This is a genomic window from Streptomyces sp. NPDC101178 (assembly GCF_044767965.1).
Lineage (GTDB): Bacteria > Actinomycetota > Actinomycetes > Streptomycetales > Streptomycetaceae > Streptomyces.
Genome location: NZ_JBIWOZ010000001.1, coordinates 702,482 through 717,348, shown reverse-complemented (window position 1 = coordinate 717,348; position 14,867 = coordinate 702,482). Strand labels below are relative to the sequence as shown.

The 14,867-nt window shown below is 70.1% G+C and carries 9 protein-coding genes and 1 pseudogene; 1 reads left to right on the top strand and 9 read right to left on the bottom strand.

The genetic code is table 11. The features are described 5' to 3' along the window. Positions 1 to 4: 4 nt before the first annotated feature. The 6 genes from ACIRR8_RS03005 to ACIRR8_RS02980 all read right to left on the bottom strand — a co-directional run bounded on the left by ACIRR8_RS03005 (position 5) and on the right by ACIRR8_RS02980 (position 7,013). Complete coding sequence (locus ACIRR8_RS03005) at positions 5 to 1,783, bottom strand: IucA/IucC family protein (protein WP_404058249.1); 1,779 nt, start codon at positions 1,781 to 1,783, stop codon at positions 5 to 7. Continuing rightward, on the bottom strand, positions 1,780 to 2,352 hold the full coding sequence (locus ACIRR8_RS03000) for a GNAT family N-acetyltransferase (RefSeq protein WP_404058247.1): 573 nt from the start codon (positions 2,350 to 2,352) through the stop codon (positions 1,780 to 1,782). Before ACIRR8_RS03000 ends, ACIRR8_RS03005 begins: the two co-directional genes overlap by 4 nt. After that, positions 2,349 to 3,626 carry a lysine N(6)-hydroxylase/L-ornithine N(5)-oxygenase family protein gene (locus ACIRR8_RS02995; RefSeq protein WP_404058245.1) on the bottom strand — a complete coding sequence of 426 codons (1,278 nt, stop codon included), beginning with the start codon at positions 3,624 to 3,626 and terminating at the stop codon, positions 2,349 to 2,351. The genes ACIRR8_RS03000 and ACIRR8_RS02995 overlap by 4 nt, the downstream gene beginning before the upstream one ends. Beyond that, entirely contained in the window at positions 3,610 to 5,058 is a 1,449-nt protein-coding gene (locus ACIRR8_RS02990; RefSeq protein WP_404058243.1) for a pyridoxal phosphate-dependent decarboxylase family protein, read from the bottom strand. Before ACIRR8_RS02990 ends, ACIRR8_RS02995 begins: the two co-directional genes overlap by 17 nt. A gap of 170 nt (positions 5,059 to 5,228) precedes the next feature. Then, positions 5,229 to 6,092, bottom strand: a complete 864-nt coding sequence (locus tag ACIRR8_RS02985; protein ID WP_404058241.1) for a siderophore-interacting protein — start codon at positions 6,090 to 6,092, stop codon at positions 5,229 to 5,231. 279 nt (positions 6,093 to 6,371) lie between these two features. Next, positions 6,372 to 7,013, bottom strand: coding sequence for a GNAT family N-acetyltransferase (locus ACIRR8_RS02980; protein WP_404058239.1), 642 nt, complete (start codon positions 7,011 to 7,013; stop codon positions 6,372 to 6,374). A gap of 320 nt (positions 7,014 to 7,333) precedes the next feature. Here ACIRR8_RS02980 and ACIRR8_RS02975 point away from each other — a divergent pair, with 320 nt between their 5' ends. After that, entirely contained in the window at positions 7,334 to 11,677 is a 4,344-nt protein-coding gene (locus ACIRR8_RS02975) for a GH92 family glycosyl hydrolase (RefSeq protein WP_404058237.1), read from the top strand. Positions 11,678 to 11,932: 255 nt separating this feature from the next. On the opposite strand, the pseudogene ACIRR8_RS02970 reads toward ACIRR8_RS02975, so the two are convergent. The 3 genes and pseudogenes from ACIRR8_RS02970 to ACIRR8_RS02960 form a co-directional block, all read right to left on the bottom strand. After that, a pseudogene (locus tag ACIRR8_RS02970) lies at positions 11,933 to 12,579 on the bottom strand (YdcF family protein). 136 nt (positions 12,580 to 12,715) lie between these two features. After that, positions 12,716 to 13,903: an acyl-CoA dehydrogenase family protein gene (locus ACIRR8_RS02965; protein ID WP_404058235.1), complete on the bottom strand. Its 1,188-nt coding sequence runs from the start codon at positions 13,901 to 13,903 to the stop codon at positions 12,716 to 12,718. A 4-nt stretch (positions 13,904 to 13,907) separates the two neighbouring features. Beyond that, on the bottom strand, positions 13,908 to 14,861 hold the full coding sequence (locus ACIRR8_RS02960) for a hydroxymethylglutaryl-CoA lyase (RefSeq protein ID WP_404058715.1): 954 nt from the start codon (positions 14,859 to 14,861) through the stop codon (positions 13,908 to 13,910). Positions 14,862 to 14,867 lie beyond the last annotated feature (6 nt).

The following is a 14,867-nucleotide window of genomic DNA, read 5'->3' as shown; positions in this document are numbered from 1 at the left end:
CCGCTCAGAACTTGGCGATCGGGTTCTTCAGGCGGCCGACCAACTGGAGCGCGCCCGCGGGGTCGTTGAGGTCGACCATCTGCTGGTTGTTGCGCAGCTGGAGGCGGTTGAGGCAGGAGAGCGCGAACTCCGGCTCGAACAGGTCGTACTGCGCGAACTTCTCCGCGAGGTACGGCACCGACTCCTGGTAGCCGCGTACGCACTCGGCGACCGTCCGCCAGAAGGTGTCCTCGTCCAGGACCCCTTCGGTGGCCAGGCCCGCGCCGAGGAAGCGGAAGAAGCAGTCGAAGACGTCGGTGAAGACCGACAGCAGCTTCATGTCCTCCGGCACCTCGGCGCGGATCCGGTCGACCTTCGGCGGCAGCACCGCGTCCGGGTCCATGACCGCGATCTCCTCGGCGATGTCCTTGAAGACCGTGCGGGTGACGACCCCGTCCTCGACGACCAGGATCACGTTCTCGCCGTGCGGCATGTAGACCAGGTCGTAGGCGTAGAAGCTGTGCAGCACCGGCACCAGATAGGCGTCCAGGTAGTGCCGCAGCCACACCTGCGCGTCCAGTCCGGACTCCGCGATGAGCGCCGCGGCCACCGAGCGGCCCTCGTGGTCGGTGTGGAGCAGCGAGGCCATGGTGGCGACCCGCTCGCCCGGCTCCAGACCGGCTACCGGGCTCTCGCGCCAGAGCGCGGCCAGCATCTTCAGATACGGCGAGCCCTTGGCGGTGGCCGCCTCGTAGCTTCGGTGGTGGTAGCCGATCGCGGCCCGCTCCCGGATGATCGAGAACCGGGCGGCGGTCAGCAGGCTGTCACGCTCGATGAGCCCGGCCAGCCAGTCGTTGATGGCCGGGGTGGCCTCCATGTAGGCGGCGGAGAGGCCGCGCATGAAGCCCATGTTCAGGACGGAGAGCGCCGTCTTGACGTAGTGCTTCTCCGGGTGGTCGGTGTTGAAGAACGTACGGATCGACTGCTGGGCCAGGTAGGCGTCCTCGCCCTCGCCGAGCACCACCAAGTGGCGTTCGGCCAGCTCACCGGCGAAGGTCACGGCGAGCTTGTTCCACCACTGCCAGGGGTGGACGGGCAGCAGGAAGTACGCCTCCGGGTCCAGGCCGAGCGAGCGCAGCGTGGCGGCGAACCGCTCCCGGGCGGCCTCGCTCAGCTCGCCCTCGACCAGCGTGTCGTAGTCCAGACCGGCGCCCGACGTGAAGGTGGCCCGGTCGCGGCGGGCGGCCAGCCAGACCAGCCGGATCGGCGAGGCGGCCTCCGGGGCGTACGCGCGGTACTCGTCGACCCCGAAGCCGAGCCGGCCGTTGTTGGCCACGAAGCACGGGTGGCCCTCGGTCATCCCGGTCTCGATGGCCTGAAAACCGGCGGCGACGAGCTGGCCGGAGGTGGCCGGTTCCTTGGTGAGCTTGTAGGCGGTTCCGGCCAGGGTGGAGGAGACCTCCTCCAGGTAGACCGGCAGGATCTCCTCGGAGAGCCCGAGCGCCACCCGCAGCTCGATGAAGAACTCCAGCGCGTCGAGCGGTACTTCGGCCCCGTGCCGGTGGCGCGTGATCGAGTCGGCCTCGACCTGCCAGTGGTCCAGCGCGAAGACGCGCGCGGTGAAACGATACTCCGTACCCGCGTCGTCACTACGGAGGGTGTAGCGGTCCTCGCCGAGGGGAGCGGGCGTCAGCAGCCGTTCATGGCTGAATTCCGCCAGCGCTTTGCGGACCAGCAGTCGGTTTGCGGTGGCCCAGCGGTCCGGCGAGAGGTGGGCGACGCTGTCGGTGAGGGCGGTCGTCATCGGTCGGTTCCTCCGGTTGCTGCTTCGAACTGCTCGCGGGTGCAGGCGCTGAGCAGCGCGTCCTTCTCCGGTTTGGCGATCTCCCGCAGGACCTCGAAGCCGACGGCCTTGTTGAGGGCCTGGACGGCGCTGTTGGTCACATCGGGCTCGACGACGACCCGGCGCACCGACGGATCGGCGAAGAGGAACTCCATCACGGCGGTGATCACGGCCCGGGTGAAGCCGTGCACCGGGGTGTCGGTCGGCGCGACCAGGAAGTGCATCCCGACATCGCCGGGCTCCGCCTCGTACAGCCCTTTCAGCTCGACCTCGGTGGGGTCGTACCGCTCGATCAGGAACGCCGGCGCGCCGTCGTGCAGACCGATGAACGCCTCGTGGTGCGGATGGGCGGCGATCGCCATGTACTCCCGCTCCACCTCCTCCAGTCCGGCCCCGCCCATCAGCCAGAACGCGGCTTTGGGGTGGGTCACCCAGCCGTGCACCAGCTCGGCGTCACCGGCGGGATCGAGCGGGCGGACGGTGAAGTCGCCGAGTTTTCCGGGGGTTTCGTCGCTGCGGGGGTGGTTCATATCGCGAACTCCTGGAAGGCGATGGACTTCTCGACCGGGTAGTACTCACGGCCGAGCAGTTCGCCGATGATGTACGCGTTGCGGTAGGCACCCATGCCCAGGTCGGGCGAGGTGATCGAGTGGGTGTGCACCCCGGCGTTCTGCAGGAAGATCCCGCGCCCGGTGGTGTCGATGCTGTAGTTGCGGGCCACGTCGAAGCGGCCCCGGCTGTCGTGGCGCAGCCGGCCGGTGACCGGCGCCAGGAAGGCGGGCGCCTCGTAGCGGTAGCCGGTGGCGAGGATCAGGCCCTCGGTGGTGAGCCCGTACTCCTTGCCCTGCTCCTCCTGCCGCAGCCCCAGGCTGTACGCGCCGCCCTCCTCGTCGTAACGCGCACTGAGCAGAGCCGAGTTGGTGAGCAGCCGGGTCGGGACCGGGCCGGGCAGGTTCTTCTGGTAGAGCAGGTCGAAGATCGCGTCGATCAGCTCCCCGTCGATGCCCTTGAACAGCCCCTTCTGGCCGGTCTCCAGCCGGTAGCGGGTCTCCTCGGGCAGCGCGTGGAAGTAGTCGATGTACTCCGGGGAGGTCATCTCCAGCGTGAGCTTGGTGTACTCCAGCGGGAAGAACCGCGGGGAGCGCGTCACCCAGTTGAGGCGGTAACCGTAGGTGTCGATCTCGGACAGCAGGTCGTAGTAGATCTCCGCCGCACTCTGCCCGCTGCCGACCAGAGTGATCGACTTCTTCTTCTGGAGCTCGGCTTTCCCCTCCAGATAGCGGGAGTTGTGCAGGAAGTCGCCGCCGAGACCGTGACAGGCCTCGGGGATGTACGGCGGCGTCCCGGTGCCGAGGACGAGGTGGCGGGAGCGGAACTCCTCGCCGGACGCGGTGCGCACGGTGTAGAGCTCGGTGCCCTCGTCGTACGTCACCGCCTCCACGGTCTCGTCGAACCGGATGCTGCTCAGTTTGGCGGCGGCCCAGCGGCAGTAGTCGTTGTACTCGGTCCGCAGCGGGTAGAAGTTCTCCCGGATGTAGAACGAGTAGAGCCTGCCGCGCTCCTTGAGGTAGTTGAGGAAGGAGTACGGCGAGGTCGGGTCGGCCATGGTGACCAGGTCCGACATGAACGGCGTCTGGAGATGGGCCCCTTCGAGGAACATCCCGGAGTGCCACTCGAAGTCCGGCTTGGACTCCAGGAAGACACCGTTGAGTTCGTCGATCGGCTCGGTCAGGCAGGCAAGACCGAGATTGAACGGGCCGAGCCCGATCCCGATGAAGTCGTGGGGGTCAGGAAGCGCGGTCAAGGGAGTCTCCCAGGTACTGCTCGGCGTGGCCGGAGATCAGGTCGAGGACCGTGGCCATGTCGGCCACGGTCGTTTCGGGGTTGAGGAGGGTGAACTTCAGGTACTGGCGGGCGCCGACCTTGGTGCCCGCGACGATCGCCTCGCCGGAGGCGAACAGCGCCTTGCGGGCGTGGAGGTTGGCGCGGTCGATCTCGTCCGGCGAGGTGACACCGGACGGGATGTAGCGGAAGACGAGCGTGGAGAGCTGCGGCTGCACCACCACGTCGAAGCGCGGGTCGGCGGCGAGCAGCTTCCAGCCTTCGGCGGCCAGGTCGCAGACCTCGTCGAAGAGTTCTCCGATGCCGTCGGCGCCCATGACGCGCAGCGTCATCCACAGCTTGAGCGCGTCGAACCGGCGGGTCGTCTGGAGGGACTTGTCGACCTGGTTGGGTATCCGCTCCTCGGCCATCCGGCGCGGGTTCAGGTACTCCGCGTGGTACGTGGCGTGGCGCAGGGTCGCCCGGTCGCGGACCAGGATCGCCGACGAACTCACCGGCTGGAAGAAGGACTTGTGGTAGTCCACGGTCACCGAGTCGGCGTGCGCGATGCCTTCGAGGAGGCCGCGCCGCTCGCGGGAGGCCAGCAGACCGCAGCCGTACGCGGCGTCCACGTGCATCCAGGTCGCGAACTGCTCGCAGAGCGCGGCGATCTCGGGCAGCGGGTCGATGGAGCCGAAGTCCGTGGTGCCGGCGGTCGCGACGACGGCCATCGGCACGGCACCTTCGGCCACGCACTGCTCCAGGGCGTGGGCCAGGGCCACGGCCTGCATGCGCTTGTTGCTGTCGACCGGGATGCAGACCACCGCGTCCGGGCCGAGGCCGAGCAGTTTGGCGGACTTCTGCACGCTGAAGTGGCTGCACTCGGAGGTGAAGATCCGCAGCCGGGTGTAGTGCTCCGGCCGGACCTTCGCCTCCTCGCGGGCCAGCAGCAGGGCCTGGAGGTTGGACTGCGTACCGCCGCTGGTGAAGATGCCGTCGGCGGCCGGTCCGAGGCCGATGCGCTCGGTGGTCCAGTCGATCAGCCGGCGCTCGATGAGCGTGCCGCCCGCGCTCTGGTCCCAGGTGTCCAGGGAGGAGTTGATGGCGGAGAGCACGGTCTCGCCGAGGACGGCGGGGATGACGACCGGGCAGTTGAGGTGGCCGAGGTAGCGGGGGTGGTGGAAGTAGACGGCGTCGCGGAGGTAGACCTCGCCGAGCTCGTCGAGGGCGGCGGTGGCGTCGCCCAGCGGCCGGTCGAGGTCGATCGCGTCGACGACGGGGGAGAGCTCGTCGACACCGACCCCGCTGAAGGGGCGCTCGGTGGCGGCGAGTTTGGCCGCGACCCGTTCCACTCCTGCGGTGACGGTGCGCCGGTAGTGCTCCGCAGTCGTGTCGTTGAGCAGGTGCGAACGCATGAAGGGGTCCTCCCGGGTGAGGGGAACTTCATCGCGGCCCTCCGGGCAGGAGAGAGAAAAGGGGGGACGAGGGACGCGATGTCGAAGTGAGGTAAGCCTAACCTAACTCGATCACGGGTTGTTCCCGGCCCCATCGGGTGCGGAGGTTGTCCGCTTTGGTTCCGGTTCGGCTACTCCACCGCTGCGGCGCGGGCGATCGTCTCCGCCCGCAGCTGCTCCTCGCTCAGGCCGCGCCGCCAGTACCCGACGAAGGTGACCCGCCTGCGGTCGAAGCCGCGCTCCTGGACGAGGTGGCGGCGGAGCGCGCGCACCTCGGACGACTCGCCCGCGATCCAGACGTACGGGGTGCCCTCCGGTAGCTCGGCGGCGCGCACGGCCTCCACGGCGGGCGGCGAGCCCTCACTCCGGACGAGCCAGCTGATCCGGGCCTTGGCGGCGGTGTTGAGGGCCTGCCGGTCCTCGGTCTTCGGCACCTCCAGCCAGGCCCGCGTGGGCATTCCGGCGGGCAGCCACTCCAGTGCCGCGGAGGCGGCGGGCAGGGCCGTCTCGTCGGCCCAGATGAGCACCCAGTCGGTGTCCTCCGGCGGCCGGAAGCGGACAGAGGTGTTGTCCGCGACCGCCGGCCCCAGCACCTTGAGCCGGTCGCCCGACGCGGCCATGAGTGCCCAGCGGGACGCCGGACCGCCGTCACCGTGGAGCGCGAAGTCGATGTCCACCTCGGTGGAGCCGTCGGCCTTCACGCGCTGGGCCCGCACGGTGTACGACCGCATCACCGCCCGTACGTCCTCGGGCAGCGCCCGCCACTTCGGGTACCAGGCCCCGTCCTCACCCTCCGGCACCACGGCCTCGCCCTGCCCCGGGTGCGGCAGGAAGAGGGAGAGGCTCTGGTCGCGCCCGCCGGCCCGGAATCCCTCGGCCCCGGGTCCGCCCAGCGTGATCCGGAGCATGGAGGGGCCGAGCCGCCTGACCCGCAGGACGGTCAGGTCGAAGAAGCGGAACGGGGCGACACGGGGCACGGCGGCGGTCGTCGTCAACGAGGGCTCCTCCGGAACGGGCAGGAGCGACGGGCGGACGGGCCCGGCTCCGGCGAGGGCAGTCCGGAGGAAGGTTAGCCTAACCTTGCCAGGTGGTCACGGTGTCGTGGGGCCGTGCCGCAGGCGGGCCGGCCCGAAACGACCGCCCGCCCCGACCCCGTTCCGATCCGACTCCGACAGCTCCGCCCCCACCCGCCGGAGAACCGGCGAACCCTCCACCCTCCGGCGAACCCTCCGCCCTCCGGCGGCCCCGCGCCCCGAAGTCGCCGTCCTGCGGCCCTACACCCCGAAGTCGGCCCGGCAGGCGTCCAGCCCCTCCACGGTGACGTCGACGCTCCGGTGCTTCTCCCACCCGGCCCGGTCCAGCCGCAGCCGCTGCAAGGGAGCGGCCTCGCCGCGGATCACCTGGATCTGGAGGCCGTCGGGCTCGTACCCGAGCTTGCGCGAGACACCGAGCGAGCCCGCATTGTCCGTCCAGGCCTCCGAGGCGGCGTACCGGGCGCCGAGCCCCGCGAAGGCCAGGTGGAGAGCGGCGGCCCGCATCTCCGTGCCGATGCCCTGCCGCTGGTGCGGGAGGCCGAGCCACGACCCGGTCACCACCTCACGCCGTACGCCGAACTCCTTGCCCATCACGTCCTGTCGGCCCACGACCTGGCCGTCGTGGAGGACCACCAGAGAAAGGTGCCACTCCTCGGGCGTCCACCCGGCGATGGTGCCCAGCACGTGCTGGTAGGTGGCCCGGCCGACCTCGTCGGGCGTGCCGTCGGTCCACGGTACGAGGAACGGCATCCGGTCCGCGGCGTGCACCCCGCCCGTGGCGACCGTGGCCAGCTGGTCGAGGAGCGCCTCGTCGGGCAGCCGCAGTTCGAGGCGGGGCGTACGGATCCGGAGCCCGCGGAGGGGCCAGTAACGGTGGCTCATGCAGGGACTTTGCCGGACGGGAGGCCGACCTGTCGAACGGGATTCCCGGAGGTGGCGGCCCGCGCGTCCGCTTCTCGGTGGCCCTGGGATACGGGCGGCTGACGATCCGCCACGCCTGGCGCTGAGGCGCCCGCCGGGTGCGCGTGGCTCGCGGCCTCGCGGCCTCGCGGACATGGCCTGTTGGCCAGGTCTTCCCATCGCGGCCCTCTCGGGGAAAACTGTGCCGAGCACTGTGGTGCACGCGCCCGGACGGGGGCTGGACAACGTTGTCATCAGCCGGCCGGGGCCCACGCCTTCCGTCTGCCCCGAGAGGACCGCTCATGCGGGAACCCACCGCCGCCGCACACCCGCCGCCCCGGACGAGACGGGGGCGGCTGCGTGCCGTCGCCGTGGCCGCCCTCACGTCGGGCGCGCTCGTCGCGGGCCTGGTGCCGGCCACGGTCACCGCCACGGCGGCCGAGGCAGCCCCGCGTGCCTCGTCGATCAGCGCGTACGACGCCGTCGACCCGTTCATCGGCACCGAGCTGGACCCGGCCCAGAACAAGGGCAACAGCGCCTACGGCAACACCTGGCCGGGCGCCACGACCCCGTTCGGCATGGTCCAGTCGAGCCCGACGACGTACCGCTCCTCGGACGGGGACCAGAAGGGCGGCTACGAGTACAGCGCCGACAAGCTCCGCGGCTTCGGCATGACCCGGCTCTCCGGCACCGGCTGCGAAGGCCGTTTCAGCGCCTTCGACTTCCCGGTGCTGCCGTACACGGGCCCGCTCACCGGGGGCGCGCTGCCGACCAGTCCCGGCACGAAGATCGACCCGTACTACCTGGACTTCGACCACCGCGACGAGACGGCCGCGCCCGGCCATTACACGGTCGGCCTCGGCAACGGCGTGGAGACGGAGCTGACCGCGACCACCCGGACCGCCGTCAACCGGTACGAGTTCCCCGCCCGCAAGGACTCGTCGACGCTGATCCTGGACGTGGCGGGCTCCAACAACCGGGTCTTCGGCAGCGAGGTGAAGGTCGAGGGCCGCACGGTCAGCGGCTGGGTCGAGACGGCGTCGGTGTGCGACGAGGGCGGCCGCTACCGCGCCTACTTCTCCGCGACCTTCGACCGCGACTTCACCTCGTACGGCACCTGGCAGGGCGGTACGGTCACCTCCGGCGCGGCGACCGCGCGCGGTGGCGAGGCCAGGCACGGCTCGGGGGCGTACCTGGTCTTCCCGAAGGGAGCGACGGTCACCGCGCGGACCGGGCTCAGCTACGTGAGCGTGGCGAACGCGGCCCGCAACGCGGAGGAGGAGACCGGCGGCCGCACCTTCGACCAGGTCCGGAAGGCGACGGCGCAGGTCTGGAAGGACACGCTGTCCACGGTGAAGGCCACCGGCGGCACGAAGTCGGAGCGGGTGAAGTTCTACACAGCGCTTTACCACTCCCTCCTCCACCCGAACGTCTCCGACGACGTGAACGGCCAGTACCCGGGCCACGACGGCAAGGTCCGGAAGGTGGCGCCGGGCCGGCACCACTACGTGACGTACGCGGGCTGGGACATGTACCGGGGCCAGGCGCAGCTCATCGCGCTGCTCTTCCCGAAGGTCGGCGACGACATCAACCAGTCGCTGGTGGACCTGGTGAAGCAGACGGGCGCCTGGCCCAACTGGCCGCATCTGAACCAGTCGCAGCAGAAGATGAGCGGTGACTCGCTCCAGGTGGTGCTGTCGTCGATCGACGCTTTCGGCAGCGTGGACTACGACCGCAAGGCGGCGCTCGCGTCGATGCGGAAAACGCAGTCGCTGCCGGCGGACACGACGAAGCGGGCGCACGCGCAGCAGTACTTCAGCGCCGGTTTCATCGACAACGGCAAGGGCGACTCGGCCACCTCCAAGACCCTTGAGTACGCGATCGACGACTTCGCCATCGCCCAACTGGCGGGCAGGCTGGGCGAGAAGGCCACCCACGACCGGTTCATGACGCGGGCGCAGAACTGGCAGAACCTGCTGGACCCGGAGACCGACCGCATCCGCCCGCGCGGGCGCAACGGCTTCGACCGCTCCTTCAACCTCGGTGAGCGCGGCAACCAGTTCGAGCAGGCGACGGGATACCAGTACGGCTGGATGGTCCCGCAGAACCTCGGCACCCTGATCGAGAAGCGAGGCGGCATCGAGCCGGTGACCCGCGACCTCGACGAGCACACCAAGTCGCTGGACGCGGGCGTCTACAACACCACGGGCGCCTACCTCTCCAACCAGCCGAGCTTCTCGATGCCGTACGTCTACAACTGGCTGCGCCAGCCGCACCGTACGTCGGAGGTGCTGCGCCGGGCGACGGACGAGATGTACGACACGACTCCGTCGGGCCTGCCGGGCAACGACGACCTGGGCTCGCTCAGCGCCTGGTACGTGTGGGCGAACCTCGGGATGAACCCGGCGGTGTACGGGACGGCGAACCTGGTGCTCAGCTCGCCGATGTTCGACCGGATCGTGATCGACAGCGCGGACAGCGACCGCCGGATCACGATCAAGGCGGAGGGCGCGTCGGCGGACCGGCCGTACGTGACGGGGCTGAAGGTCAACGGCGCCTCGCGTACGCAGTCCTGGCTGACCGAGGACTTCGCGCGGGCGGGCGGCGTGCTGACGTACACGATGGGCGAGGCGCCGGGCACCTGGGGCACGGGTGCGGCCGATGTCCCGCCCTCGTACACGGAAGGCTCCGATGCCCGCAACAACATCGGCTCGACGCCGGACGGCCAGGGCAGGCTGGGCTCGCTCGACCTCAGCGACAACTCCCTCTCCCGCGAGAAGCTGGCGGCGGCGGGCGCGGCACCGGGTGCGAAACTGCCGCTGGGCGACACGGGTGTGACGTTCACCTGGCCGAAGACCGAGGCGGGGCAGCCGGACAACTGGATCCCGCACGGCCAGCGGGTGAACCTGACCGGCGGGAACGGCAAGGGCGTCAAGGCGACGGGCATCTCCTTCCTCGGCCTGGCCACGAACGGCCCGTCGCAGGGCCTGGCGAGCGTGGAGTACGAGGACGGCTCGACGCAGAACGTGGCGGTGCAGTTCACCGACTGGACGCCCGGCACCAACTACCTCTACGGCAACGTCCCGTTGGTGACCACGGAGGGCCGCAACAAGGTGAACGGCACGTCGGACACGACGCGCACGGTGGTCTTCGGCACGGTCCCGCAGGTGCTGGACGGGAAGAAGCGGGTGCGCTCGGTGGTCCTGCCGCAGGGCACGGACCGCGGCATCATGCACATCTTCGACGTGGCGCTGACGACCAACCCGGACCTGGAGGCGCCGGGTGTGGTTCCCGAGCGCATCGTCCTCACCCCGACGGGGACTCCCGCCACCTCCCAGGCGGTGACATGGCGGACGGGCAGCGGGACGACGCAGGGTGAGGCGCAGTTCCGCCCGGTGGGCTCGAACTCGGCCTGGCGCAGGGCGAAGGCGGTGACGAACGAGGAGCTGCTGAGCAGCGGAGTCCCGACGCGGACGCACTCGGCGGTGATGGCGAACCTGAAGCCGGGAACGCGGTACGAGTACCGCGTGGGCACGGCCGACAAGCTGAGCGAGCGCTACGTGTTCACCTCGGCGGGCAAGCCGGGTGAGGAGTTCACGTTCCTCTACTTCGGCGACGCCCAGAACGACCTGAAGGCGAAGTGGGCCCCGGTCGTCGACCTGGCCTACCAGCGCTTCCCGAAGGCGGTCGGCAGCGTCAACGCGGGCGACCTGGTGGACTCGGGCGGCAACGCGGGCCAGTGGGACGAGTGGTTCGGCGCGATGAACGGCCGCAGCCAGACGACGAACGTGATCGCGGCACCGGGCAACCACGAGTACAACGCGGACCTGTTCCTGCAGACGTGGAAGTCGACGTTCGAGTACCCCGCCAACGGCCCGACGCCCCTCCCCGCGAAGGACGAGACCCCGGCGGAGCGCCAACGGGCGGCGTACGAGGCCCACATGGCGAAGTCCCTGACGGAGACGGCGTATTACACGGACTACCAGGGAGTCCGCTTCATCACCCTCAACGCGAGCACGCACGACGCTCGCGAACTGATGACCCCGCCCGACCTGCCGCCTTGCTCGACCGGTTGCCCGGACCCGCAGAAACTCTGGCTGGACCTCCAGGCCCGCTGGCTCGACCACATCCTGGCGAACAACCCCAACAAGTGGTCGGTGGCCACGTTCCACCAGCCGGTCTTCTCGGCAGCGGTCGGCCGCGACGAGAAGCCCATCCGTGACGCCTGGCTGCCGGTCTTCCAGCGCAACGACATCGACCTGGTCCTGATGGGCCACGACCACGTGTACGCCCGCGGCTACGTCGATGCGGACGCGACGGACACCCCGGGCGTGACGACGGGCCCCGTCTACGCGGTGGCGATGTCCGGCCCCAAGTACTACGAACTCTCCCCGGACGACGACAACGTCTGGACCCGCAACGGCGCCACCCAGGTGGCCCGCGCGGCCCACACGTCGACGTTCCAGGGCATCACGGTCACCAAGGACACGATCCGCTACGAGTCCGTGGTGGCGGCCAAGTGGGACGACCGGTCGACGACGGACAAGGCGGTGGGGGAGACCCTGGACGCGTTCACGATCACGAAGAGCGATGCGGGCGTGAAGTACGTGACGGAGGACGGGGTGGGGGTGCCGGGGGGCCGTTAGGCCCGGTTCGGACGGGGGTGCGGCCGCCTTGCGTGGGGCGGCCACACCACCGGGTTGACGTTGGACCGGCCCCGGGGAACGCAGGCACAGCGTCTGCGCTCCTTCGGGCTCGGTCCGACTGGCGGGGGTCACCTGCATTCCCAGTCGTTACACAGGGCATCGGCATGATGCATGGCAGAACAAGGTGCTACCGCGGCCAGACACCCCCAAGGGGGTGTCTGGCCGATCATGCCGGGCTCGCCGACAAGACACCCCCTAGGCGATCAGCCGACTCGTGAACCCGGCTCCGACCAGCCGCTCGTACGCCGCCACCACCGCGTCCGGCACCGGCTGCTCGATCATGAAGCCCTGCGCCGGATAGACGAGCAGCCGCTGCAAGGCCCCCACCAGCATGTCGATCACCATCCGGTCGTCCCCGAGCGACTCCACGTACGCCTCGAACGACATCGGACTCGAAGCGCAGACGACGTCCACGCCCGGCCACAGCTTCCGCGCCGTGGCGTACGCGCGCCGTTCCTCGTACGGCTTGCTGACCAGCAGTACGGAGTCGGTGCCCACCCCGGCCTCGTCGAGAAGGGCCCTGGAGAAGCGGATGTTCTCGCCGGTGTTGCGAGCCTTCGGTTCGACCAGCACAGCGGACGCCGGTACGCCCAGCTCGACGGCCCGCTCCCGATAGTGCACGGCCTCTCCGCGCGGCATCCGGTCCCGGGTGGTGGGGCTGGTCGAGCCGGTGAACACCACGACCGGGGCCAGCCCGCGCAGGTAGAACTCCGCCGCCACGTGGCCACCCCCAGGTCATGGCTGCCGAGCCCGACGATGACCGAGCAGGGGCGGGGGGTGTGGTGCATCAGGTGGTGGTGCCACACCTGCCGGGCGTCGGACCAGTCGCGGCCGGAAATCATGGTGCCGCGTCCTTCCGCCATAGGCCGGCCCCGATACGGGTTGTGCGGGGCGTTGAGTGAAACCGTGACTGGGTGCCGGGTGTCAGTCGTGGGCCCCACGTCGTCGGCGCCGGGCCGAACGCGCGACGAGCGGCCCTCACCGCGAAATCGTGGGGGCGCAGCCCGGCAGCCCCAACTCCCGCGCGATCAGCATCCGCTGGACCTCGCTCGTGCCCTCACCGATCTCCAGGATCTTCGAGTCGCGCCACATCCGCGCCACCGGGTACTCGTTCATGAAGCCGTAGCCGCCGTGGATCTGCGTCGCGTCCCGGGCGTTGTCCACCGCCACCGTCGAGGAGTACAGCTTCGCGATCGCGGCCTCCTTCTTGAAGGGTTCGCCGGCCACCAGACGGGACGCCGCGTCACGCCAGCCCACGCGGGACATGTGGGCGCGCATCTCCATGTCGGCGATCTTGAACTGGATCGCCTGGTTCGCGCCGATCGGCTTTCCGAAGGCGTGGCGCTCCGCCGCGTACTTCACCGACTCGTCCACGCAGCCCTGCGCCAGACCCGTTGCCAGAGCGGAGATGGCGACCCTGCCCTCGTCGAGGATGCGCAGGAACTGCGCGTAGCCCCGGCCCTCCTCGCCGAGCAGGTTCGCCGCCGGGACGCGGACATCGGTGAAGGACAGTTCGCGGGTGTCCGAGGAGTTCCAGCCGACCTTGGAGTACGGGGCCGCCACCGTGAAACCGGGGGTGCCGGAGGGGACGATGATCGCGGAGATCCGGGGGCGGCCGTCCTCCTTGCGGCCCGTCACGGCGGTGACCGTGACCAACTCCGTGATGTCCGTGCCCGAGTTGGTGATGAAGCACTTCGAGCCGTTGATGACCCACTCGTTCGTCGCCTCGTCCAGCACCGCCGTCGTGCGGGTACCGCCCGCGTCCGAGCCGCCGTCCGGCTCGGTCAGGCCGAACGCGCCCAGCGCCTCACCCGCACACAGCTTCGGCAGCCACTGCCGCTTCTGCTCCTCCGTGCCGAACAGGTGCAGCGGCATCGCGCCCAGCGAGACCCCGGCCTCCAGCGTGATCGCCACCGACGAGTCGACCCGGGCCAGCTCCTCCAGCGCGATCCCGAGCGCCAGGTAGTCGCCGCCCATCCCGCCGTACTCCTCGGGGAACGGCAGCCCGAACAGGCCCATCCGGCCCATCTCGCGGACGATCTCGTACGGGAATTCATGGCGCTCGTAGAGGTCGCCGATCTTCGGCGCGACCACGTCGTGCGCGAACGCCTCGACGGTGCGGCGCAGTTCCTCGTGTTCGGCGGTCAGCCGGTGGTCCAGGGACATGGGGTCACTCACTCCTTGTGGGAGAGGAAGAAGGGGGAGGGGTCAGGGCGCGGACCGTGCGGGATGGGCTCGGTCGGCCCAGGTGTCCGGCCAACCAGGCGCTGGTGGCCGTCAGTTCGGACAGGTCGACGCCCGTTTCGATGCCCAGGCCGTCAAGCATCCAGACCAGGTCCTCGGTGGCGAGATTGCCCGTGGCGCTCTTCGCGTACGGGCAGCCGCCCAGGCCGCCCGCCGACGCGTCCACCGTGCTCACCCCGTGCTGGAGCGCCGCCAGGGTGTTGGACAGCGCCTGGCCGTACGTGTCGTGGAAGTGGACGCCGATCGCGGACGTCGGGACGGCGGCTTCGTTGAGGGCGGCGAGCAGCGCCGTCACGTGCCCCGGCGTCGCCACCCCGATCGTGTCGCCCAGCGACAGCTCGTCGCAGCCCAGGTTCATCAGCGCCTTCGCGACCTTCACCACCTGCGCGACCGGCACCGCGCCCTCCCACGGGTCGCCGAAGCACATCGACAGGTACCCGCGCACGTGCACCTTCTCCGCCTTCGCGCGGGCCACCACCGGCTCGAACATGGCCAGCGACTCGTCCACCGTGCGGTTCAGGTTGCGCGCGGCGAACGTCTCCGTGGCCGAGCCGAACACCGCGATCGACCGGGCCCCGAGTCCCAGCGCCCGGTCCAGGCCGCGTTCGTTCGGTACGAGGACGGGGAGCGAGACGTCGCCCACGTCCGCGATGTCCCCGAGGAGGGGGAACAGCTCTTCCGCGTCGGCCAGTTGGGGCACCCACTTCGGGTGTACGAAGCTGGTCGCCTCGATGGTCGTCAGTCCCGCCACGGCCAGGCGGCGGATGAACTCCGCCTTCACCGAAGTCGGTACGGTCTCCTTTTCGTTCTGCAGCCCGTCCCGCGCCCCTACTTCGTGGATGCGGACCCGGGCCGGCAGGCCGGGTGCCGGGACTTTCATGGGAAG